Genomic DNA, 24,285 nt, shown 5'->3' on the forward strand with positions numbered 1-24,285 from the left:
AAAGACCCCCGCTGAATAAAGTTTTATTTTATAAAATGAAATGATAGCCTATACATATAAATAAACTGTAAAATATATAAAACAATAAGGGGGTGCAGGGAATGGAGTTAGAACAATTTATCGGTGATGATTTCGGAGTTATCGTGTTACGTTTGTTTATTGCTTTGCTGTTATCCGGTTTAATTGGTTTTGAGAGAGAAATTAATAATCATTCAGCCGGGTTTCGTACGCATATACTGGTAGGAGTAGGCTCTTGTTTGATGATGATTTTATCGATTTTTGGTTTTATTACATTTATGAATCAATACGATAACATTCAATTTGACCCTGCTCGTATCCCTTCTTATGTAATTAGCGGTATCGGTTTTCTTGGGGCTGGTACCATTATTGTATATGGAGGAACCATCAAAGGATTAACAACAGCTGCTTCTATATGGGCTGTAGCAGGAATAGGATTAGTGATTGGAGCCGGCATGTATAGTGTTGCTATTGTAACGACACTTATTATCCTTATCAGTTTAATATTTTTTAACCGGATGGAGCATTTTTTCCCTCGGTTTACAACCAGTAATTTTATTGAATTGATTGCTTCAGAGGAATTTGAAATACATGAAGCTGTAAAATCAGTGGAAAAGAACGGTTTTACGATAAAGCAGGTTGAGATAAAGCTGTTAGAAGGTAACAGGCGCAGAATTCATATATGGACAAATATGAAAAAGGATAATAAGTTAATTTATTTATTTGATGAAATATCGAAGCTTCCGGGAGTGGTTAATATAACAAAGCGAAATTAAAACATAAATATTTTCATAGATTTTTATAATTATGTTTTGTTTTTTGGCCTGTTTGTCCAAAATAGAAATATCATCCATTTGCAACTGTGGCAATTTCTTATTATAATAAAACCATAGTCAAAGTTAGTCAAAGTCAAAAGGAATAATTTATCAAATAAATTATTTGATTTGAGGTGCGAAGGATGAGTAACATTTCAGATATCATTGAACAATATTTGAAAAAAGTATTACAGTCAGAAGAACAACAAGCGATTGAGATTAAAAGGAGTGAAATTGCAGATCAGTTTCAATGTGTACCTTCTCAAATAAATTATGTTATTAATACGCGTTTTACCATTGAGAAAGGGTATATCGTAGAAAGTAAACGCGGCGGTGGCGGCTATATTCGTATTATACGCATACGGCATCAGGATAAATCGGAATTGATTGATGAGATTATTTATTTAATCGGTGATTCGATTCCGCAGCGTGCTGCTATAGATATTTTAGATCGGCTTTTAGAGGAGGAGCTGATTACAGCACGTGAAGCAAAGCTGATATTGGCAAGTATTGATCGAACAACGTTAGCTTTTCAATTGCCGCTAAGAGATGAATTGCGTGCACGTATTCTTAAATCTGCATTAACTGCACTCAAGTATCTGAACGATTAATTACCTGAAGGGGGGAGGAATCGTATGGAATGCCAAGAATGCCATGAAAGAAAGGCTACCCTGCATTTTAAGCACATTATAAACGGTCAGGAGACGAAAGTGAGCCTTTGTGAAGTATGTGCAAAGAAAAAAGGTTATTTGACCTATCCGGAGGAAGGATTCTCATTAAATGACCTTTTATCTGGGCTTTTTCAAAAAGATGGAATACCTTTGAACGCTGCAGGGACAGCAAATTCCAATCAGCCTAAACAGCCGCAGGAGCTGAAATGTTCTTCTTGCGGGAGAACTTTTAGTGAATTTAAAAAAGCAGGGAAATTTGGATGTGCAAATTGTTATGCGTCCTTTGACTCCAAGGTAGAGCCTATTTTACGGCGTGTGCATGCTGGGAATACCAAACATACTGGCAGGATTCCAAAGCGTGCCGGGAAGTATATTCAGCAAAAGCAATTAATATCCTCCCACAAAGAGGAATTAAAACAGCTGATTGAAGATGAAGAATTTGAAAAAGCAGCAGTTCTGCGCGATAAAATCAGAGAGCTGGAAAAAGCGAATCATCAAGATAAGGAAGCGGGTGATAACACGTGACATTAGAATCATTTATCAATGAAGCGATTAGCCCGTGGATGCTGGAGGACGGTCCGGATAAAGACATTGTAATGAGCAGCCGTGTCCGTCTGGCCCGCAACTTTGCGGATAAATTGTACCCGACATCCGGTAATAAGGAAGCGTTGGAAGAGGTACTGCAATTTATAAAGAAAAATTATATAAAGGAAGAGGATACGGAGCAGGATTCACTAACTTTTATACCAATGAAGCAATTAAATATGATTGAAAAACTTGTTCTGGTGGAAAAACACTTAATAAGTCCACATTTAATCAAACATAGTGATTATGCTGCAGTGTTATTATCCGAACAGGAGCAGACCTCCATTATGGTAAATGAAGAGGATCATTTGCGTATTCAGGTGTATTATCCTGGACTTCAGCTGAAAAAAGCTTTAGAGGAAGCGTACTACTTAGATGATTGGCTGGAGGAAGAAGCCGACTATGCATTTGATGAAACAAAAGGTTATCTGACCAGCTGCCCTACCAATATTGGAACAGGCATGCGGGCTTCGATTATGCTGCATTTGCCTGCGCTTGTACTGACAAAGCAAATCAACCGGCTTATTCCTGCAATTAATCAATTGGGACTGGTTGTCAGAGGGATATATGGTGAAGGCAGTGAGGCAAGAGGGAATATTTTTCAAATATCGAATCAGATTACACTGGGCAAGTCCGAAGAGGATATTGTGGAAGACCTGGAGAGTATTGTTAATCAGCTTGTGGAGCACGAACGGATGGCGCGGCAGTATATTTACGAGCAATCTGAGATTAGCTTGGAGGATCGTGTCTTCCGTTCCTATGGCACGTTAAAAAATAGCAGAATCATTGATTCGAAGGAGGCTGCTACCTGTATTTCTAATTTGCGTTTGGGAATTGATTTAGGCATAATAGAAAACATTTCCGAGAATATATTAAATGAACTGATGGTTTTAACACAGCCTGGATTCTTGCAGCACTATGCGAATAAAGCACTTCGTTCAGATGAACGTGATATCCGCAGGGCTTCAATTATTCGTGAAAGATTAAATTTGAAAAAATAGGAGGAAAAAACATATGATGTTTGGTCGCTTTACAGAGAGGGCACAAAAGGTATTGGCATTATCTCAAGATGAGGCCGTACGATTAGGCCATAATAATATTGGAACAGAACATATTCTTCTTGGTTTAGTACGTGAAGGAGAAGGCATAGCTGCCAAGGCATTGCAATCTCTTGGGTTGGAAGTAGCTAAAATTCAAGAAGAAGTGGAAAAGCTCATTGGTGTCGGCAAGCAGCCTTCTCAATCGATTCATTATACGCCCAGAGCAAAAAAGGTTGTTGAATTATCTCAGGACGAAGCAAGAAAACTGGGCCACTCCTATGTGGGAACAGAGCATATTCTTTTAGGTTTAATCCGTGAAGGAGAAGGTGTTGCTGCCCGTGTTTTAAATAATCTTGGTGTGAGCTTAAATAAGGCCCGTCAGCAAGTTCTTCAACTGTTAGGTAGCAATGAGTCTCAGACAGGCCGTCAGGGACGTGCAGGACAGCAAACAAACGCAAGCACCCCTACGTTAGATTCTTTAGCCCGCGATTTAACAGTCAGTGCGAAAGAAGGAAAAATTGATCCTGTTATAGGACGCTCTAAGGAAATTGAACGTGTAATCCAAGTATTGAGCCGCCGCACCAAAAACAACCCTGTGTTGATTGGGGAGCCTGGTGTCGGAAAGACAGCTGTTGCAGAAGGACTGGCACAGCAAATCATTGATAATGAAGTACCGGAAACACTACGTGACAAACGTGTGATGACGTTAGATATGGGTACTGTGGTTGCAGGTACAAAATATCGCGGTGAGTTTGAGGACCGTTTGAAAAAAGTAATGGAAGAAATCCGTCAATCCGGCAATGTTATTTTATTTATCGATGAACTCCATACGCTGATCGGAGCCGGGGGAGCAGAAGGTGCAATCGATGCATCAAACATTCTAAAACCGTCGCTTGCCCGCGGTGAACTGCAATGTATCGGCGCAACGACATTAGATGAATACCGGAAATATATTGAAAAGGATGCTGCGTTAGAGCGTCGTTTCCAGCCAATTCAGGTAGATGAGCCGACCTTGGATGAAACCATTCAAATCTTGAAAGGTTTAAGAGACCGCTACGAAGCGCATCACCGTGTGACTATTACAGATGAAGCGATTGAAGCAGCAGCATCTCTGTCGGATCGATATATCACAGATCGTTTTCTGCCGGATAAGGCAATTGATTTAATCGATGAGGCTGGCTCTAAAGTACGTTTAAATTCTTACACGGTTCCGCCAAATTTAAAAGAATTAGAACAAAAGCTGGAAGAAGTAAGGAAAGAAAAAGACGCTGCTGTCCAAAGTCAGGAATTTGAAAAAGCAGCATCCTTGCGGGACTCTGAACAGCGTTACCGTGAAAAGCTTGAGAAAACAAAGGATGAATGGAAGGAAAAACAAGGACAGACCGATTCGGAAGTAACGATGGAAGATATCGCTGCAGTGGTATCTATCTGGACAGGGGTTCCTGTTGCAAAACTGACGAAAGATGAAAGTGACCGCCTGCTGAACATGGAAGAGATTCTTCATGATCGCGTTATTGGTCAATCGGAAGCAGTGAATGCTGTAGCTAAAGCAATCCGCCGTGCCCGTGCCGGGTTAAAAGATCCTAAACGTCCAATTGGTTCCTTTATATTCCTGGGGCCGACAGGTATCGGAAAAACAGAGCTTGCCCGCGCCCTTGCTGAAGTCATGTTTGCGGACGAGGATGCGATGATCCGAATCGATATGTCAGAGTATATGGAAAGGCATGCGACGTCCCGTTTAGTTGGTTCGCCTCCAGGCTATGTTGGCTATGAAGAGGGCGGTCAATTAACCGAACGTGTTCGCCGTAAACCATATTCTGTTGTGCTGTTGGATGAAGTAGAAAAAGCACATCCAGAAGTCTTTAATATCCTCTTGCAGGTTCTTGAAGATGGCCGGTTAACAGATTCAAAGGGGAGAGTAGTTGATTTCCGCAATACGGTTATTATCATGACCTCTAATGTCGGAGCAAGTGAATTAAGACGTAATAAATATGTCGGTTTTACACTAGACAATGATGAGAAGAGAGAGCATGAAGATATGAAGTCGAAGGTGATGGACGAATTGAAAAAAGCATTCCGTCCTGAATTCCTAAATCGTATTGATGAGACCATTGTGTTCCACTCCCTGGAGAGAAAACACATGAAAGATATTGCATCATTAATGCTTAAACAGCTGCAAAAACGCCTGGAAGAGCAAGAGCTGACCCTTTCCCTTACAGATAAGGCAATTGAAAAAATTGCTAATGAAGGCTTTGATCCAGAATATGGTGCCCGTCCGCTGAGACGCTCTATTCAAAGTAATATCGAGAATTTATTATCAGAAGAGTTGTTAAAGGGAACCATTCAAAAGGAACAAAAGGTGAAAATAGGGTTGAACAGCAAAGGGGAATTTATTGTCCTTTCTTAAACAGGATGTAAGGTACAGAAAGCTAGAAGAACACGGTTCTTCTAGCTTTCTCCATTTCTCAAAAAATGCTTGTGGCATAAGTATGGAAGATTCTTTGTGAATTTGATGCTTTTCTGTAACCTATGAAAACCAGAAATAGTCTATAATAATAAATAAGGGTGGTTCAAGAGAAGACGCTAGGCTTGAATCTCACTTGAAGGAGGTTAGAAACGTTGGCAAAAAGGAAAACAAAATTTGTCTGTCAGGAATGTGGATATGAATCGGCTAAGTGGATGGGGAAATGTCCAGCTTGCCATCAATGGAATACGATGGTTGAAGAAATTGAAGCTGCTTCTGTAAAAGGCAGGACAGGATACACGTCTGGTGCAGCCTCCTCACAAAAACCCGAAAAGATTACCTCCATCGAATCAAAGAAGGAACCCCGTATTACGACGAAGATGCGGGAATTTAACCGTGTATTAGGCGGGGGAGTGGTATTAGGGTCACTGGTTTTAATTGGCGGAGATCCGGGTATTGGAAAATCAACACTCCTGTTGCAAATATCTGCACAGCTGGCAGAGAAGGCTTTACCGGTTCTCTACGTATCTGGTGAAGAATCCACAAGGCAAACCAAATTGCGTGCAGATCGTTTAGATATAAAAACGGATGAACTATATGTATTATCAGAAACGAATTTAATGGATATCAGCAGGCAGATAGAAGAAATCAATCCTTCCTTTGTCGTCGTCGATTCCATTCAAACCATTTTTAAAGAAGAGATAACCAGCGCGCCGGGGAGCGTGTCACAGGTCAGAGAATGTACAATGGAGCTTATGAAAATTGCGAAGACCAAAGGCGTTCCTGTTTTTATTGTCGGGCACGTAACCAAAGAAGGTTCGATTGCGGGTCCGCGTTTACTGGAGCATATGGTGGATGCGGTATTGTATTTTGAAGGAGAACGTCATCACACCTATCGTATTTTAAGAGGTGTAAAAAATCGCTTTGGAAGTACGAATGAAATGGGGATTTTTGAGATGAAGGAGGAAGGATTACGTGAAGTAATGAATCCGTCTGAAATCTTTTTAGAAGAGAGATCCCAAGGAGCTGCCGGCTCGACCGTTGTAGCATCAATGGAAGGTACACGCCCTGTTTTAGTAGAGATTCAAGCGCTGATTTCTCCAACAAGCTTCGGGAACCCGCGCAGAACAGCCACGGGAGTAGACCATAATCGCGTGCCGCTTTTAATGGCTGTGCTGGAAAAACGCGTTGGACTGATGCTGCAAAACCAGGATGCTTATATCAAAGTAGCGGGCGGGGTCAAGCTGGATGAACCGGCGATTGACTTAGCGCTGGCGGTCAGTATTGCATCGAGTTTCCGCGATCACCCAACCAAACCAGAGGATATTTTTATCGGTGAGGTTGGGTTAACAGGAGAAATTCGCAGAGTATCCCGAATCGAACAACGGGTGCAGGAGGCTGCGAAACTGGGGTTTAAACGGGTAATCTGCCCGAAAAATAATTTAGACGGCTGGAATTATCCGGCTGGTATCGAAGTAATTGGTGTTTCCAATGTACAGGAAGCTTTAGAAATCGGATTACATCAATAGATTTTTTTGAGGATGAAAATTTAGAAGAATTCCGAGCAGATAAGCATATATTATATGTCATTTGGTAATACTACTAATACGAGTCAGGAGGTGAAAGGAATTGATGAAAAAAGTAGTACACTTATTTTTTATTATTTTAGGAGGTACCATGGGATATCTTTATATTCCAGAAATCGTCCAGCTGTTAAATGTTGCAGAATCAAGCTGGCTAACTTCATCTATCTTGGGAATGATTGTTGGAGCTATTATATTTTTTATCTTGTCTTATTTACTAGTAAACTATATTGTAAATTTCTTTCGTTGGGTGGAAGATGCACTGGTCAAATTACCAGCCATGGATTTATTTTTTGGCAGTATCGGGTTAATTGTCGGTCTAGTTATAGCTTACTTTGTTAATATGCCGTTTCAAGATATGAGTATTCGTATTTTCTCACAGGTCTTGCCGCTGTTCATTATGATTATACTTGGTTATTTAGGATTCCAGGTTGGCTTTCGCCGTCGTGAGGAATTTATGAATATACTCAAACCGGCGAAAAAGGACAAGCGCCGCAGCGGCGAGGAAGAGGACACAGATGCGGGTACGCAAAGCTTAAGTCCCAAAATTTTGGATACAAGTGTGATTATTGATGGGCGAATTGCTGATATTTGTCAGACTAACTTTTTAGAAGGAACCATTGTGATTCCGCAGTTTGTTCTTGGTGAATTACAGCATATTGCAGATTCATCGGACGCGCTGAAGCGAAACCGCGGCAGACGCGGTTTAGATATTTTGAACAGAATTCAGAAAGAGCTCGCTGTAAAAGTAGAAATTTATGAAGGCGATTTTGAGGATATTCCAGAAGTAGACAGCAAATTGATCAAATTGGCAAAAGTCATTGATGGCATTGTAGTTACGAACGATTTCAATTTAAATAAAGTATGTGACTTCCAGGGAGTGCCTGTTTTAAATATTAATGACCTGGCCAATGCAGTGAAGCCGGTCGTTCTTCCAGGGGAAGAACTGCATGTGCAGGTTATCAAAGACGGGAAAGAGCATAATCAAGGTGTTGCCTATTTAGATGACGGGACGATGATTGTAGTGGAAGAAGGCAGAGATTATATCGGCAAAAATATTGAGGTTGTTATTACGAGTGTTTTACAAACCTCTGCGGGACGGATGATCTTTGCAAAACCAAAATTACTTGAAAAAGCGTTGTAAAAAGGGTATAACTGATAAAGGATAAAAAAAGTGATAACATATATATGTTATCACTTTTCGTATAGAGCTTGTTTAGGAAGATAAGGGGAGGAATTCCTTTTATAAAAGATGTTTCAAAAGATTTCTATCAGATCTTTTGAACAGGTACAAGGCAGGCAGCGATGATATATAAACAATGAAGGAGGCATTTTAAATGAGTAAGGAAGTTCGCGTACGTTATGCACCTAGTCCAACGGGTCATTTACACATTGGTAACGCTCGTACAGCTTTATTTAATTATTTATATGCAAAACATTTTGATGGAAAATTCATTATCCGCACAGAAGACACAGATGATAAAAGAAACGTAGAGGGCGGCGAAGAGAGTCAATTAAAATATTTAAAATGGCTCGGCTTAGAATGGGATGAAGGTGCCGATATCGGCGGTAATTATGGTCCTTATCGCCAGACAGAGCGCTTAGATATCTATCAGAAGTTTGTAGATGAACTGCTTGAGCGTGATTTAGCTTATAAATGCTATATGACAGAGGACGAGTTAGAGGCAGAACGGGAAGCACAGCGTGCAAATGGACAAGTCCCTAAATACGCCGGGAAACATAGCAACTTAACAGAGGAAGAAATTCAGGGCTTTGAAGCAGAAGGCAGAACGCCAAGTATCCGTATTCGTGTTCCTGAAAATAAAACATACACGTTCCAAGACATTGTCCGCGGTGAAATCACGTTTGAGTCCAGTGATTTTGGCGACTGGGTCATTGTAAAGAAAAACGGAATTCCTACCTATAATTTCGCTGTGGCTATCGATGATCATTTGATGGAAATCACCGATGTATTGCGCGGGGAAGAGCATATTTCCAATACACCAAAGCAAATGATGATATATGATGCGTTTGGATGGACAGCACCGCGTTACGGGCATATGACGTTAATTCTGAATGAAGAGCGTAAAAAGCTGAGTAAACGTGATGAGCACATTCTGCAGTTTATTGAGCAATATCGTAATTTAGGCTATTTGCCGGAAGCGATGTTTAACTTCATCAGCTTGCTTGGATGGTCTCCAGTTGGCGAAGAAGAGATGTTTACACAGGATGAACTGATTACTATATTTGATCCAGAGCGTTTATCTACGTCTGCCGCTATTTTTGACCAGCATAAATTGAAATGGATGAACAATGAATATATTAAAAAAGCAGATTTAAGCCGTGTCATCGATCTAGCGTTACCGCATTTAATCAACGCGGGCAAGCTTCCAGAGAATATGGATGAGAAGACGCGTGTATGGGCGGAAAATGTAATTAGTCTATATCGTGAACAATTGCGCTACGGGGCAGAAATCGTTGAATTGACAGAGCTGTTCTTCCAGGAGGATATTACCTATGGTGAAGCAGAACGGGAAGTTTTAGGAGAAGAGCAGGTGCCTGAAGTATTGCAAGTGTTCACAGATAAATTAATTCATTTAGAGTCGTTTGATAAAGATTCGATTAAAGCGCAGTTTAAAGCAACCCAAAAAGAAACAGGACATCGCGGTAAAAAACTCTTTATGCCGATACGGGTTGCAACAACAGGACAAATGCACGGTCCAGAGCTTCCGTTTGCTATCGAATTGCTGGGGAAAGATGTTATCGTGAAGCGTCTTGATAAATTATTAAAGGAAATGGGAGCTTAATAGTTCACATTTCTTGTGTAATATAATATATTATCTTTATAAGTTTCGCCTATGTTATGATAGCTATGAAAATCAAATAAATTTAAATCGTTGAAGAGGTAAAGTAAAAATGAATTTCTTACACAGAGAGAGTCACAGTTGCTGCGAGTGACTTTAAGATTTCTTTTTGAAGTGCGCCTCAGAGTCTATTGTGGAACATAAAGTACATGGTAGCGGTTCTCTGCCGTTAACAGAGCAAAGGGGAGAAAGATATTTTTTTCTCTAAACAGAGTGGAACCGCGCTAAAAAGCGTCTCTGTGTTTTCAATAACACAGAGACGCTTTTTTTATATCTAATCAAAGAAAAGATGAATTCATTTTTACTTCATTAGGCAGTAATCGATTTTGCTAACTAATTTAAACAGAAGGGGCTGTATATAGTGGTCTTTCGGAAAATGAAGGAGGATATGGATGTTGTTTTTGAACAGGATCCAGCCGCCCGCACGTATTTTGAAGTTATGTTAACTTACTCTGGTGTACATGCGATTTGGGCGCATCGTATCGCACATTGGCTGTATAACAAAAATCTGAAATTCTTGGCTCGTTTTATTTCGCAATTCTCTCGTTTTATAACTGGTATTGAAATTCATCCTGGAGCCAAAATAGGAAGAAGATTGTTTATTGACCATGGCATGGGCGTGGTTATCGGGGAAACCTGTGAAATAGGTGATAACGTCACTATTTTCCAAGGAGTAACACTCGGCGGAACGGGAAAAGAACAAGGGAAACGGCATCCTACCATTGAAGACAATGCGATGGTTTCAACAGGGGCAAAGGTGCTTGGAGCCATTACGATTGGAGAAAACTCGAAAATCGGGGGCGGCTCAGTGGTATTAAAGAATGTTCCTGCTAACGCTACAGTCGTCGGTGTTCCTGGGCAGGTTGTTGTTCAAGATGGAATACGCCTGAACAGAGACCTGGATCATCAAAATATTCCAGATCCAGTTGCAGAAAAATGCAAAAGCCTGCAAGAGCAAATCGAGGAACTGAAAGCAGAAATGGAGCATTTAAAGAAAGGGAGAATGAACAACCATGACGATTCAAATATATAATACGCTAACGAGACAGAAGGAAGATTTCAAACCCATTGAGCCTGAGAAAGTGTCTATGTACGTATGCGGTCCGACGGTATATAACTATATCCATATCGGAAATGCACGTCCGGCAATTGTATTCGACACGGTTCGCAGGTATTTTGAATATCGGGGATATGAGGTCAACTATGTCCTCAACTTTACTGATGTAGACGATAAAATTATTAAAGCAGCCAAGGAAGCAGAAGAGGAAGTCGGTGCATTGGCTGACCGGTTTATCGATGCGTATTTAGAAGACGTGGGCGCATTAGGCGTCAAAAAAGCAACGAAAAATCCGCGTGTCATGGATTCGATGCAGGAAATTATAGCGTTTATCAAAGAATTGATAGACAAGGGCTATGCTTATGAAGCAGAAGGAGATGTTTATTTCAAACCGCGTTCCTTTAAAGGGTATGGAAAGCTTTCTCATCAGTCTATTGACGAATTACGTTCTGGTGCACGAATCCAAGTAGGGGAGAAAAAAGAGGATCCGCTGGATTTTGCTTTATGGAAAGAAGCAAAAGAGGGAGAAATTGCGTGGGAAGCGCCATGGGGCAAAGGACGTCCAGGCTGGCATATTGAATGCTCAGCAATGGCTAAGAAACATTTAGGAGATACCATTGATATCCATGCCGGGGGACAGGACTTAACTTTTCCGCATCATGAGAATGAGATTGCACAATCGGAAGCACATAATGATACCACCTTTGCGAACTACTGGATGCATAACGGCTATATTAATATCGATAATGAAAAAATGTCGAAGTCACTTGGTAATTTTGTGCTGGCACGTGATTTAATAAATATGCATGACCCGAAAGTGCTGCGTTTCTTTATGCTTTCTGTTCACTACCGCAATCCGATTAACTTTACAGAAGAGCTATTACAAAGCGCAAAAACAAGTTTGGAACGCATTGAAACAGCTTATCATAATTTAGGGCATCGACGCCAAACAAGCATGGATTTAAGAGGAGATAACAAGGAATGGATAGACCGTATTGAAGAGCGTACAAAACGGTTTGAAGCAGAGATGGACGATGACTTTAATACAGCTAATGCAATTTCTATTCTGTTTGATTTATCTAAAGAGGCGAATGTCTATGTCCAAGAGGAGCAAACGGCTAAAGAAGTCATTGATGCTTTCCGTGAAGCCCTTGCTTCGATGCTTGGAGTATTGGGAATTGACATTGAAAATGAACAGGAAGAATTACTGGATGAAACGATTGAAGCATTGATTGCAGAGCGGAATGAAGCCCGGAAAAATCGTGATTTTGCCCGTGCGGATGAAATACGCGATCAATTGAAACAGGAACAGATTATCTTAGAGGATACGCCACAAGGAGTAAGATGGAAAAGAGGTAAATAATGAAAGCCAGTGATGTCAGGCAAATGAAAAGTCTCGCTTTAGCCTATATCGGCGATGCGATTTATGAGGTGTATGTGCGCGAACAATTATTAGAGCGGGGAACCATTAAACCGAATCAACTACATCAGGCAGCGATTCGTTATGTATCCGGTAAGTCACAGGCAAAGGTTATCCTCCATTGGCTGGAACAGGATGCCTTTTTAACAGAAGAAGAGAGCAGAGTGGTCATCCGGGGGAGAAATGCAAAATCAGGCAGTATTCCTAAAAATATTAATGTACAGACGTATCGTTATAGTACAGCGTTTGAAGCGTTGATTGGCTATCACTATTTATTAAAAAATGAACAGAGACTGCAGGAATTGATGACGCAAGCAATGGATTTTCTAGAAGAAGGGAGTGCTTAAAATGACGCAGGAAAAGGAATGGATTATGGGCAAGAATCCCGTAATCGAAGCATTGAAATCTGGCCGTTCTGTTAATAAGGTTTGGATATCCGAACAATTGCAGGGAGCGGCTGCGCATAAAATACAGCAGCTTGCCCGTGAAGCAGGAGCAGTGGTTCAGAAGGCTCCGAGGTCGAAGCTGGATAAGATGCAGGAGGGGAATCATCAGGGAGTGATTGCTTCCGTTGCTTCTTATCCCTATGCCTCGCTGGAAGACCTTTTTGCCAAAGCGGAGGAAAGAGAGGAGGCTCCTTTCTTTATTTTGCTGGATGAATTAGAGGACCCGCATAATCTGGGATCTATTTTACGTACGGCGGATGCAACAGGGGCACATGGAGTAATTATCCCGAAGCATCGTTCCGTGGGTTTAACCGCAACGGTAGCGAAAACAGCAGCAGGAGCGTTAGAGCATATTCCTGTTGCCAGAGTGACCAATATAGCGAATACCATTGATGAACTTAAGGAAAGAAATGTATGGATTATTGGGACGGAAGCGGATGCGGATGAAGATTACCGGCAGCTGGATGGAACGCTGCCTCTCGGATTAGTTATTGGAAATGAAGGAAAAGGAATAAGCCGCCTCGTGCGAAAGAAATGTGACTGGACGGTGAGCCTGCCGATGGTTGGACAAGTATCCTCCCTAAATGCCTCTGTTGCATGCAGTTTACTTCTTTATGAAGTGCTCAGAAAGCGTCTGCCGCTAGGGAGTGCTTAAATGGTTGTATTAATTGTAGATGGCTATAATATCATCGGTGCGTGGCCGGAGCTTGAGCAGCTGAAGGAAAAAGATATTGGACAGGCAAGAGACCGGCTTATTGAACTCCTTGCAGAGTATCAGGCATTTACCGGAGACCGCGTGATTGTCGTCTTTGATGCTTACTATGTTCGTGGAATTGAATCGAAAGAAGAAAAACATAAAGTGGAAGTAATCTACACAAAGGAAAAAGAAACTGCAGATGAATGTATCGAGAAGCTCGTGAAGACCGTAAAAAATATCCAAACGCAGGTGTATGTTGCAACGTCCGATTATGCAGAGCAGCGTACTATTTTCGGACAGGGTGCGCTGCGTAAGTCTGCCAGAGAGCTGCAGATTGAGATGGATGATATGAACCAGGAAATCCGTATAAATCTTGAGGTGCATCAAAAAGAAAAGCCTGCTGTTAAAATTCCGATAAACCAAGAGTTACGAAAACGGTTTGAAGAGATGCGCCGCGGGAAATAGAATAATACATGGAAAGTATAATAGACTGGAATGCCTCTCAGCCAGTTCATGAGAAGTGTTCCTGTCCATGTCGCTCCGAACAAACATGGCTTTGATGAAAAATATTTTTAGATAGGAAATAAAAATACAGCTTGAGAGCATGGCAGGTAAGCAGTTCACGTTTTTTTAGACACTCATTCATTAGGTGAAAAGTCTTAGTGATTTTCACGAAAACGACAAATTGCGACTGCTTCTGTCATAAAAGGGTCGTTGACGATATTTCGGCTCGTCTAGTATAATAGTGCCTATCGTGGATATATTTGGAGATATCGATTTAGGAGGGGATTGTTGGTGAATGGTGGGCAAATCAATACACGCAGCAAGAAACTGGACAAGCTAGAAGATATTAATTTGCTGGAATTAATCGATCAAGGTGACAGTTATGCATTGGACCTCCTGATACATCGGTATTTAAATTTTGTACGGTTAAAAGCAAGAACCTACTTTTTGGTCGGCGCAGACAAAGAAGATATTATTCAAGAGGGAATGATTGGATTATATAAGGCTATCCGTGACTTTGATCTGGAGCAGCCAACTTCTTTTAAAGCATTTGCAGAATTATGCGTGACCAGACAAATTATTACGGCGATTAAAACAGCAACGAGGCAAAAACATCTCCCCTTAAATTCGTATGTCTCTTTAGATAAGCCAATCTATGAGGAAGAATCTGACCGGACATTGATGGATGTCATCTCCAGTCCAGAGGACAGCGACCCGGAGGAAACGCTTATTAATCGGGAAGCGTACGGAGCAATGGAATTTAAATTATCAGAATTGTTGAGCGGATTGGAAAAACAGGTGCTGCAGCTATATTTGGACGGCTGTACCTATCAAGAAATTGCTGAACAATTAAATCGCCATGTAAAATCAATTGATAACGCTTTAGTACGGGTGAAACGAAAATTAGAAATCCTGCTTGAAGAGAATGGGGTTACCATTTAAAACGCTGTTATCTGCCTGTAGATTTTAGAGAGGAAATCAAAGAAGTATATATGTGGAATTACCGGACTTCCTCCTTTTACATCTAACAAAATAAAATATTTATTTTTTAATAAAGCGCAGCGCCAGTAACGGAATAAATGCTTTTAAACAAACATTTTATCTTATCCTGTATAGAAACGGAAGAGAATGTCGTGCTTTTGAAAAGAGTGATAACATTGACATAATGATAGCGAAGTGCTATGTTAATATAGTCTATGTCCCTATGTATGGGGGTGGAAATTATGAGCAAAAAGATTGTCTTATCATGTGCAGTATGTTCTAGCAGGAACTATTCAACGAACAAAAACGCAGCCAATCAATCGCAGAGATTAGAAGTGAACAAGTTCTGTAAACATTGCCAAACACATACGCTGCACCGTGAGACCAAGTAGATATAGATTGATGGATAGATTCGCGTAAGTTCGGGGGGAAAGAGATAAAATGTTTAAGTTCTTAAAGAATGTTTCCAATGAAATGAAGAAAGTAAGCTGGCCAAAAGGGAAAGAACTAAGAAACTATACCTTTGTGGTAATTTCTACAGTTATCTTTATGGCAATATTCTTTTTCGTTGTTGATTTAGGCATATCAGAATTTTTAGATGCATTTTTTGAATAATTCCTTTATAATGCAGGTATAATGAAAAGAAGAAAAAGTCAGTGAAAACCCGATTTATGCGGGTTTTTTAAATTGGATAAGAAAAGCGGAGAGCGCCTGCTAAAAACGTAGAGATTGCGCCCCGAACTTTGGGGTGGTTCGACCTTAGTCGAACTTCCTTTGCTTAAAGAGATAAAGGAAACACGGTGAGGTAACGAACCGATGTTGACTTTCACCCGCAGGGCATAAGCGCGACGTGAAATCTCTAAAGTTTGGCGCTCGGAGCTAGATAAAAAAGCTATCGTTTATTCATGAAGAGGAGGGGACAGGACAGTTATTGTCCGATATAAATGGAAAAGAATTGGTATGTGGTTCACACGTATTCCGGCTATGAGAACAAAGTGAAAATGAACCTTGAAAAAAGAGTAGAGTCCATGGGCATGGAAGATAAAATATTCCGTGTAATTGTTCCGGAAGATGAAGAAGCAGAGATTAAAGACGGCAAGAAAAAAATGGTGAAGAAAAAATCTTTCCCAGGCTATGTTTTAACAGAAATGGTGATGACAGACGACTCGTGGTACGTGGTACGAAACACTCCTGGCGTTACCGGATTTGTAGGCTCCAGCGGACACGGCGCAAAGCCGACACCGATATTGCCGGATGAAGTAGACGTTGTGCTGAAAAGAATGGGTGTCAGCGAACCAACTGTTCAAGTTGACTTTGAGATCAAAGAAAGCGTTCGTGTCACAGATGGTCCATTTGCAGATTTCACAGGAACGATTGAACAAATTGATACAGATAAACAAAAACTGAAAGTACATGTGAATATGTTTGGAAGAGAGACACCAGTTGAACTGGATTTCTCCCAAGTAGACAAGCTTTCATAAGTCTTTCAGACCAGCAAGAATGTGACAGCAGTATAGACAAGTTCTGCGGAGTAAGGTATTTTCAAGAATCAAGGCTTGCTTTTTTCACAAATTCATGCTAAGATTCTTTTGTTATTCTTGTTCTCAATTAAAAGGGGAACAGGAAATGAGTGGGAGGGTAAATAAAATAAGAGACCCTATTACCACATCACGGACTTTAAGGAGGTGTGTCTCGTGGCTAAAAAAGTAATCAAATTAGTAAAATTGCAAATTCCTGCGGGAAAAGCAAATCCAGCACCACCAGTTGGGCCGGCTCTAGGTCAAGCAGGTGTTAACATTATGGGATTCTGTAAAGAATTTAACGCTCGAACACAAGAACAAGCAGGTTTAATTATCCCTGTAGAAATCACTGTATTCGAGGATCGTTCATTTACATTTGTTACAAAGACTCCGCCGGCAGCAGTGCTACTTAAAAAAGCAGCTGGAATCGAGTCTGGTTCAGGTGAACCTAACAAAACAAAAGTCGCTACTGTAAAACGCGACCAGGTAAAAGAAATCGCTGAAACAAAAATGCCGGATTTAAATGCAGCTGATGTTGATGCGGCAATGCGCATGGTTGAAGGTACTGCGCGCAGTATGGGAATCACCATCGAAGACTAATTCGGTATTCCGTAGACAAACGTTTTGTAGTTAAAAGGTTGCGGCTGTTTTCATCCGCAGCCTTATTCGGGAGAAGAATAAATCGATAGATGATTCACATGCTGGACAAGAGTGATTCTCTTGTCTCGTGGGAGGTACAACCGTTATAACCACAAAAGAGGAGGATATAATTAATATGGCTAAATATGGTAAAAAACATCAAGAAGCTTTAAAGCAGATTGATCGTACAAAAGCATATGAAATAAAAGAAGCTGTAGAGCTTGCAAAAAAGACTGCAAAAGCAAACTTTGATGAATCAGTAGAAGCTGCTTTTCGTCTTGGTGTAGACCCTAAAAAAGCAGATCAACAAATCCGCGGAGCAATGGTTTTACCGCATGGTACTGGTAAAACACAACGCGTTCTTGTATTTGCTAAAGGTGAGAAAGCGAAAGAAGCAGAAGCTGCTGGTGCAGATTATGTTGGAGAAGAAGATTATATTAATAAAATCAACCAAGGCTGGTTCGATTTTGATGTGATTGTTGCTACTCCGGATATGATGGCTCAAGTAGGTAAATTAGGTCGTGTTTTAGGACCAAAAGGTTTAATGCCAAACCCTAAAACAGGAACAGTAACTTTCGAAGTAGAAAAAGCTGTTCAAGACATTAAAGCTGGTAAAGTAGAATATCGTGTTGATAAATCTGCTAATATTCATGTTCCAATCGGAAAAATTTCTTTCGATGAAGAGAAATTAGTAGAAAACTTTACTGCTCTTACCGATCAACTTGTAAAAGTGAAACCTCAAGCTTCTAAAGGAACCTACCTTAAAAATGCTTCTATTGCATCTACAATGGGACCAGGAATCAAAGTTGACGTTTCAAGCTTCCGTTAATTAGTAGTTGACTTTTAAGCCAACGTTCGATATACTAATTTTCGGTTTAATAAAATCGAATGTTATACCGTAGACAGCAGGGGCTCTTTAGAGCTTAATCAGCCTGCCGAGGTGTTTATTTATAGAAAGGCAAACCGTTTTGCCAATCTAAGTAAGCTCTCATGTCTGCATGGGAGCTTTTTTAATAGAAAAGCACGTTCGAACGGTGTAATAATAGGGACTGTTATTAGGAGGTGGAAAGATGTCAGGGATTATTGAACAGAAGAAACAATTAGTAGAGGAAATCGCAGATAAGTTTCGCAATAGCCAATCTGCAGTAGTAGTTGACTATCGCGGTCTTGACGTTTCAGAGGTTACTGCACTTCGTAAAGAACTTCGTGAAGCAGGTGTTGAATTCAAAGTATATAAAAATACGATGGTTCGCCGTGCGGTAGAATCTGTAGAACTGAATGAACTTAGTGAAGTCTTAACTGGACCGAACGCCATTGCATTCAGTGAAGATGTAGTAGCTCCAGCGAGAATCTTGAATAACTTCAGTAAAGACCATGAAGCCTTAGAAATTAAAGGCGGGGTTATTGAAGGAAGTGTTGCTTCACTTGAACAAATCAAAGAGCTTGCAGACCTGCCAAACTACGAAGGTATGGTATCTATGCTGCTTAGCGTACTTCAAGCTCCAATCCGCAACTTTGCTTATGCTACAAAAGCTGTTGCAGAGCAAAAAGAAGAACAAGGTGCATAATACACCAAACGGTTTATTTATAAAAACAAACTTATTATTAGGAGGATTTTAATCATGACAAACGAAGAAATGATCAGTGCAATTAAAGAAATGACTGTACTTGAATTAAACGATTTAGTAAAAGCAATCGAAGAAGAGTTCGGCGTAACAGCTGCTGCTCCAGTTGCTGCAGCAGGTGCTGCTGGCGGCGGTGCTGCTGAAGAAGAAAAAACAGAATTTGACGTTGTTCTTAACGATGCTGGTGCATCTAAGATCAAAGTTGTTAAAGCGGTTCGTGAAATCACTGGACTTGGCTTGAAAGATGCGAAAGACTTAGTAGATAACGCTCCTAAAGCAATTAAAGAAGGAGCATCTAAAGAAGAAGCTGAAGAAATTAAAGGTAAACTTGAAGAAGCTGGTGCTTCTGTAGAAGTTAAATAATTTAGCAAATATAAGAAAAAGAGCTCGTCGTATTTTAGGCGGGCTCTTTTATCACGAAACCATAAAGGTCACTTTTGTCACTAGAAAAAGTTCAAGTTTATATACGAGAATGTTTTTTAGTTGAACAGGTGACCTTTTTTTAAACAAGAAAATATTTGGGTTGTTTCTATTAGATGTAAGTTAGTGTTGCCGGCTCGAACATCGTCCTATCATCAGGAAGTGTACGATTGCGGCCCAGGTATTTTTCTTAATTCATATAAAGTGGGTGCGGATCCATATGACGGAGCATTATTATTCTAAACAGCCTCAAGCAAAATCGCTGCCGCAAAGCTGGTCTTTTGACCTGCGGGGGAGGACGTTTCAATTTACGAGTGATGTTGGTGTCTTTTCAAAAAGTGAAGTGGATTTTGGATCAAGGGTGCTTATTGAATCTTTTCAGGAGCCCGAGGTTGATGGACCAATATTAGATGTGGGATGCGGGTACGGGCCAATCGGATTATCCTTAGCCTCCGACTTTTCAGACAGACACATTTTTATGGTTGATGTGAATGAACGTGCTGTGGAATTGGCTCAAAAAAATGCAGAAATCAATAAAATCTCCAATACAACCATTCTTCAAAGTGATTTATATCAGCAATTAAATGAAAAAACATTTGCTTCCATTGTAACAAACCCGCCGATACGCGCCGGTAAAAAAGTGGTGCATGCTATTTTTGAAGAAGCCTGGGGTCATTTATCCAATCATGGAGATTTATGGGCGGTTATTCAGAAAAAGCAGGGAGCTCCATCTGCGAAAGGTAAACTGGAAGAGGTTTTTGGCAATGTAGAAGTAGTTGTAAAGAAAAAAGGTTATTTTATATTACGAGCGAAAAAGTTTGACTAATAAATAGGGATATGCTAAGATTGGAAGATGCTAAGATTAGGGTACGTTTGCCTAGCGCATTTTTCCAGGCTGGACGTATAAAATCTTTATAAATGGGAAAGGCTTGTAGAATCGGGAAAAACAAAGGTTCGACAAATCGCTTTTCTATAGTTTATCAAAATTCTTTCATCTGCACAATCTAAAATCACAACATCCTTGGAAAGGCTATATTTTTCAATGAGCGAAAAGAAAGTTTTATCTTTAAGAAAAATAAGCCGTAGAGAGGGAAAGTGATAAAGGATGCAAATGATAGGATAATGAGTTTATAGTTTTATTTTTTAAAGAACAGATGATTTATTCAGACGTTCTTTTAAATATGAGTTACATTTTGTAGAAACAACTACTAAAATGGATGATTTAAGGGGTGAAGCAGTTGACAGGTCAACTAGTTCAGTATGGACGGCACCGCCAACGCAGGAGCTATGCACGTATTAATGAAGTGTTAGAATTACCTAACCTAATCGAAATTCAAACCGCTTCTTATGAATGGTTCTTAGAAGAAGGTTTAAGGGAGATGTTCCAGGATATCTCTCCGATTGAAGACTTTACAGGAAATCTATCACTTGAGTTTGTGGATTATAGTTTGGGTGATCCGAAATATCCTGTAGACGAAGCAAAAGAAAGAGACGTGACATACAATGCTCCCCTTCGCGTGAAGGTTCGTTTAATCAATAATGAAACCGGAGAAGTAAAGGAACAGGAAGTATTTATGGGTGATTTCCCATTAATGACAGACACAGGAACATTTATTATCAATGGTGCAGAGCGTGTTATTGTATCACAGCTTGTGCGTTCGCCGAGTGTTTATTACAACGAAAAAATCGACAAGAATGGGAAACGCGGCATTGCAACAACGGTTATTCCAAACCGTGGAGCATGGTTAGAGTTTGAAACAGATGCAAAAGATGTTGCTTATGTCCGTATCGATCGTACTCGTAAATTACCAATTACCGTTCTGTTAAGAGCTTTAGGATTTGGTACAGATCAAGAGATTGTTGATTTGTTAGGCGAAAATGAATATTTACGAAATACGCTAGAAAAAGATAACACAGAGAATGCAGAGAAAGCTCTTTTAGAAATCTACGAACGTCTTCGTCCTGGCGAACCGCCGACAGTAGATAATGCGAAGAGTCTATTAGTATCTCGCTTCTTTGACCCGAAACGCTATGATTTAGCGCATGTGGGACGTTATAAAATGAATAAAAAACTCCATATCAAGAATCGCTTGTTCAACCAAGTGCTTGCAGAGCCTGTTGTTGATTCTGAAACTGGAGAAGTCATTGCGAATAAAGGCGACCGTTTGGAAAGAAAATTATTAGATAAGATTCTTCCATATCTTGAGCGAAAAGAAGATCGTTTCGGAGACAAAGCGATCACTCCGCATGACGGTGTGCTGGAAGAAGAAATCACAGTACAATCTGTGAAAATTCTTGATCCAACTGATCCGAACGGAGAACGTGAACTAACTGTTATCGGAAATGGGGAAGTAACAAAAGAAATTAAAAATATCACACCAGCTGATATTTTAGCTTCTATCAGTTATTTCTTTAATCTGCTTCATCAAGTAGGGGACACAGATGATATTGATCACTTGGGGAACCGCCGTCTGCGTTCGGTCGGCGAATTACTTCAAAATCAATTCCGTATCGGATTATCCCGTATGGAGCGTGTTGTGCGTGAAAGAATGTCTATCCAGGACACTTCCAGCGTAACACCACAGCAATTGATCAATATTCGTCCGGTTATTGCATCCATTAAAGAATTCTTTGGAAGCTCACAGCTATCACAGTTTATGGACCAGACCAATCCGTTGGGCGAGTTAACGCATAAGCGTCGTCTGTCAGCTCTTGGACCAGGTGGTTTGACACGTGAACGTGCCGGATTCGAAGTACGAGACGTTCACTATTCTCACTATGGCCGTATGTGTCCGATTGAGACGCCGGAGGGGCCGAACATCGGTCTTATTAACTCGCTGTCCAGCTATGCGCGAGTGAATAAGTTTGGTTTTATTGAATCACCATATCGCCGTGTTGACCCGGAGACTGGAAAAGTAACAGATACGATTGATTATCTGACAGCGGATGAACAAGATAATTATATTGTTGCACAGGCTAACTCCCAATTAGATGATGATAACTTCTTTGTGAATGATGAAGTTATCGCTCGTTTCCGTGAAGATAACATTATTGTGTCACGCGATCGAATTGATTATATGGACGTATCACCAAAACAGGTTGTATCCGCAGCGACTGCATGTATTCCATTCTTGGAAAATGATGACTCCAACCGTGCACTAATGGGAGCAAACATGCAACGTCAGGCTGTTCCTTTGATGAATCCAAAGGCGCCGATTGTTGGAACTGGTATGGAATACGTCAACGGGAAAGACTCTGGTGCTGCTGTTATCTGCCGTCATGATGGAATTGTCGAGCGTGTGGAAGCAAAAACCGTTATGGTGCGCCGCATTTCAGAAGTAGATGGCAAAGAAGTAGAAGGTGACTTAGATCGTTATGGTTTACAGAAATACAAACGTTCTAACCAGGGAACTTGCTATAACCAGCGTCCGATTGTTGCAGAAGGAGAACGTGTGACAAAAGGAGAAGTTCTTGCAGATGGTCCTTCTATGGAAGACGGCGAATTAGCATTAGGTCAAAACGTTCTTGTAGGTTTTATGACTTGGGAAGGTTATAACTACGAGGATGCTATCATTATGAGCGAACGTCTTGTAAAAGATGATGTATATACTTCTATTCACATTGAAGAATTTGAATCAGAATCCCGCGATACGAAGCTGGGACCTGAAGAAATCACAAGAGATATTCCTAACGTTGGGGAAGATGCCCTTAAAAACCTTGATGAACAAGGAATTATCCGTGTCGGTGCAGAAGTAACAGACAGTGATATTCTTGTAGGGAAAGTAACACCGAAAGGAATGACAGAGCTTTCCGCAGAAGAACGCTTATTACATGCGATTTTCGGTGAGAAGGCGCGTGAAGTAAGAGATACTTCCCTGCGTGTTCCTCATGGCGGTGACGGCATCGTCTTAGATGTAAAAATCTTTAATCGTGAAGATGGCGATGAGTTACCACCAGGTGTGAATCAGCTGGTTCGTGTATATATTGTTCAAAAACGTAAAATTCATGAAGGCGATAAAATGGCAGGACGTCACGGTAACAAAGGGGTTATCTCCAAAATCTTACCGGAAGAGGATATGCCATTCTTGCCGGACGGTACACCAATCGACATTATGTTGAACCCATTAGGGGTACCATCACGTATGAATATCGGACAGGTGTTTGAGCTTCATTTAGGAATGGCTGCAAGACAGCTCGGACTGCATGTAGCAAGTCCGGTATTCGACGGAGCGACAGAAGAGGATGTTTGGGAAACACTTGAAGAAGCCGGTATGCCGAGGGACGCAAAAACCGTTCTTTATGATGGACGTACAGGAGAAGCTTTTGACAACCGTATATCTGTAGGTGTCATGTATATGATTAAACTTGCACACATGGTTGATGATAAGCTGCACGCTCGTTCAACTGGACCTTACTCTCTCGTAACGCAGCAGCCGCTTGGCGGTAAAGCACAATTCGGCGGACAGCGTTTTGGTGAGATGGAGGTTTGGGCATTAGAAGCTTACGGTGCTGCATACACACTTCAAGAAATCTTAACGGTTAAATCAGATGATACCGTTGGACGCGTGAAGACATATGAAGCAATCGTAAAAGGGGATAATGCGCCAGAACCGGGTGTTCCTGAGTCATTTAAAGTACTCATCAAAGAGCTTCAAAGTCTTGGTATGGACGTGAAGATGCTTTCTAGTAACGAAGATGAGATTGATATGCGTGAACTGGAAGATGAGGAAGGTCAAACATCCACGAAGCTTAACATTGAAGTGGAAGAACCGCTTAATCAATAAAAATTTGTGCAGTAATGGTTCACTTTTCATGTGTTAGGGTGACTTCTACGTTGCCCGCAGACGCGGGTTACGTAGAATTTCCTTTTCCTTAGAACCATTCTGCGCTTTCTATAAAAACGAAACCTGATTTAAGAAAATCCCCGACTTTCGCC

At 40.8% G+C, this 24,285-nt stretch carries 23 protein-coding genes and 2 other annotated features; all 23 genes read left to right on the top strand.

Translation table 11 applies throughout. The features are described 5' to 3' along the window. Positions 1 to 101: 101 nt before the first annotated feature. Positions 102 to 794: an MgtC/SapB family protein gene (locus BN997_RS06540; protein ID WP_042530717.1), complete on the top strand. Its 693-nt coding sequence runs from the start codon at positions 102 to 104 to the stop codon at positions 792 to 794. Positions 795 to 976: 182 nt separating this feature from the next. After that, positions 977 to 1,444, top strand: coding sequence for a CtsR family transcriptional regulator (locus BN997_RS06545; protein WP_042530719.1), 468 nt, complete (start codon positions 977 to 979; stop codon positions 1,442 to 1,444). Between the two features lie 24 nt (positions 1,445 to 1,468). Beyond that, positions 1,469 to 2,029, top strand: coding sequence for a protein-arginine kinase activator protein McsA (locus BN997_RS06550; protein ID WP_042530721.1), 561 nt, complete (start codon positions 1,469 to 1,471; stop codon positions 2,027 to 2,029). Next, positions 2,026 to 3,090: a protein-arginine kinase McsB gene (locus tag BN997_RS06555; RefSeq protein ID WP_042530723.1), complete on the top strand. Its 1,065-nt coding sequence runs from the start codon at positions 2,026 to 2,028 to the stop codon at positions 3,088 to 3,090. Before BN997_RS06550 ends, BN997_RS06555 begins: the two co-directional genes overlap by 4 nt. A gap of 13 nt (positions 3,091 to 3,103) precedes the next feature. Beyond that, positions 3,104 to 5,536, top strand: coding sequence for an ATP-dependent protease ATP-binding subunit ClpC (gene clpC, locus BN997_RS06560; RefSeq protein ID WP_042530725.1), 2,433 nt, complete (start codon positions 3,104 to 3,106; stop codon positions 5,534 to 5,536). Positions 5,537 to 5,748: 212 nt separating this feature from the next. After that, on the top strand, positions 5,749 to 7,122 hold the full coding sequence (radA, locus tag BN997_RS06565) for a DNA repair protein RadA (protein WP_042530726.1): 1,374 nt from the start codon (positions 5,749 to 5,751) through the stop codon (positions 7,120 to 7,122). A gap of 100 nt (positions 7,123 to 7,222) precedes the next feature. Then, complete coding sequence (locus BN997_RS06570) at positions 7,223 to 8,320, top strand: PIN/TRAM domain-containing protein (protein WP_042530729.1); 1,098 nt, start codon at positions 7,223 to 7,225, stop codon at positions 8,318 to 8,320. Positions 8,321 to 8,513: 193 nt separating this feature from the next. Beyond that, on the top strand, positions 8,514 to 9,983 hold the full coding sequence (gltX, locus tag BN997_RS06575; protein ID WP_042530731.1) for a glutamate--tRNA ligase: 1,470 nt from the start codon (positions 8,514 to 8,516) through the stop codon (positions 9,981 to 9,983). A gap of 81 nt (positions 9,984 to 10,064) precedes the next feature. Further along, positions 10,065 to 10,282: a binding site (T-box leader), on the top strand. 134 nt (positions 10,283 to 10,416) lie between these two features. Then, positions 10,417 to 11,073 carry a serine O-acetyltransferase gene (gene cysE / locus BN997_RS06580; RefSeq protein ID WP_042535862.1) on the top strand — a complete coding sequence of 219 codons (657 nt, stop codon included), beginning with the start codon at positions 10,417 to 10,419 and terminating at the stop codon, positions 11,071 to 11,073. Next, a complete protein-coding gene (gene cysS, locus BN997_RS06585) occupies positions 11,054 to 12,460 on the top strand; it encodes a cysteine--tRNA ligase (RefSeq protein ID WP_042530733.1) in 1,407 nt (468 codons plus the stop codon). The genes cysE and cysS overlap by 20 nt, the downstream gene beginning before the upstream one ends. Beyond that, positions 12,460 to 12,864, top strand: coding sequence for a Mini-ribonuclease 3 (locus BN997_RS06590; protein ID WP_042530735.1), 405 nt, complete (start codon positions 12,460 to 12,462; stop codon positions 12,862 to 12,864). Before cysS ends, BN997_RS06590 begins: the two co-directional genes overlap by 1 nt. 1 nt (position 12,865) lies before the next feature. Beyond that, positions 12,866 to 13,618 carry a 23S rRNA (guanosine(2251)-2'-O)-methyltransferase RlmB gene (gene rlmB, locus BN997_RS06595; RefSeq protein ID WP_042530737.1) on the top strand — a complete coding sequence of 251 codons (753 nt, stop codon included), beginning with the start codon at positions 12,866 to 12,868 and terminating at the stop codon, positions 13,616 to 13,618. Beyond that, the gene (locus BN997_RS06600) at positions 13,619 to 14,125 is read left to right on the top strand and encodes an NYN domain-containing protein (RefSeq protein ID WP_042530739.1); all 507 of its coding nucleotides are present in this window, start codon (positions 13,619 to 13,621) and stop codon (positions 14,123 to 14,125) included. It begins immediately after the preceding gene. Between the two features lie 327 nt (positions 14,126 to 14,452). Continuing rightward, positions 14,453 to 15,106, top strand: a complete 654-nt coding sequence (sigH, locus tag BN997_RS06605; RefSeq protein ID WP_042530741.1) for an RNA polymerase sporulation sigma factor SigH — start codon at positions 14,453 to 14,455, stop codon at positions 15,104 to 15,106. Positions 15,107 to 15,372: 266 nt separating this feature from the next. Continuing rightward, complete coding sequence (rpmG, locus tag BN997_RS22475) at positions 15,373 to 15,537, top strand: 50S ribosomal protein L33 (RefSeq protein WP_256705463.1); 165 nt, start codon at positions 15,373 to 15,375, stop codon at positions 15,535 to 15,537. Positions 15,538 to 15,586: 49 nt separating this feature from the next. After that, entirely contained in the window at positions 15,587 to 15,760 is a 174-nt protein-coding gene (secE, locus tag BN997_RS06610; protein WP_042530743.1) for a preprotein translocase subunit SecE, read from the top strand. A 329-nt stretch (positions 15,761 to 16,089) separates the two neighbouring features. Further along, entirely contained in the window at positions 16,090 to 16,626 is a 537-nt protein-coding gene (nusG, locus tag BN997_RS06615; protein WP_042530745.1) for a transcription termination/antitermination protein NusG, read from the top strand. 213 nt (positions 16,627 to 16,839) lie between these two features. After that, the gene (gene rplK, locus BN997_RS06620) at positions 16,840 to 17,265 is read left to right on the top strand and encodes a 50S ribosomal protein L11 (protein WP_042530747.1); all 426 of its coding nucleotides are present in this window, start codon (positions 16,840 to 16,842) and stop codon (positions 17,263 to 17,265) included. Between the two features lie 175 nt (positions 17,266 to 17,440). Further along, complete coding sequence (gene rplA, locus BN997_RS06625) at positions 17,441 to 18,133, top strand: 50S ribosomal protein L1 (protein WP_042530749.1); 693 nt, start codon at positions 17,441 to 17,443, stop codon at positions 18,131 to 18,133. Positions 18,134 to 18,182: 49 nt separating this feature from the next. Beyond that, positions 18,183 to 18,325, top strand: a sequence feature (ribosomal protein L10 leader region). Positions 18,326 to 18,374: 49 nt separating this feature from the next. Then, complete coding sequence (rplJ, locus tag BN997_RS06630; RefSeq protein ID WP_042530751.1) at positions 18,375 to 18,872, top strand: 50S ribosomal protein L10; 498 nt, start codon at positions 18,375 to 18,377, stop codon at positions 18,870 to 18,872. Positions 18,873 to 18,926: 54 nt separating this feature from the next. Further along, the gene (gene rplL, locus BN997_RS06635; protein ID WP_042530753.1) at positions 18,927 to 19,292 is read left to right on the top strand and encodes a 50S ribosomal protein L7/L12; all 366 of its coding nucleotides are present in this window, start codon (positions 18,927 to 18,929) and stop codon (positions 19,290 to 19,292) included. Between the two features lie 277 nt (positions 19,293 to 19,569). Further along, entirely contained in the window at positions 19,570 to 20,175 is a 606-nt protein-coding gene (locus tag BN997_RS06640) for a class I SAM-dependent methyltransferase (protein WP_042530755.1), read from the top strand. Positions 20,176 to 20,587: 412 nt separating this feature from the next. Further along, positions 20,588 to 24,133 (top strand): DNA-directed RNA polymerase subunit beta, encoded by a 3,546-nt coding sequence (gene rpoB / locus BN997_RS06645; RefSeq protein ID WP_042530757.1) that lies wholly within the window; start codon positions 20,588 to 20,590, stop codon positions 24,131 to 24,133. The last annotated feature ends 152 nt before the right edge of the window (positions 24,134 to 24,285 follow it).

The sequence above is a fragment of the Oceanobacillus oncorhynchi genome (assembly GCF_000821065.1).
GTDB classification, from domain to species: Bacteria; Bacillota; Bacilli; order Bacillales; family Amphibacillaceae; genus Oceanobacillus; species Oceanobacillus oncorhynchi.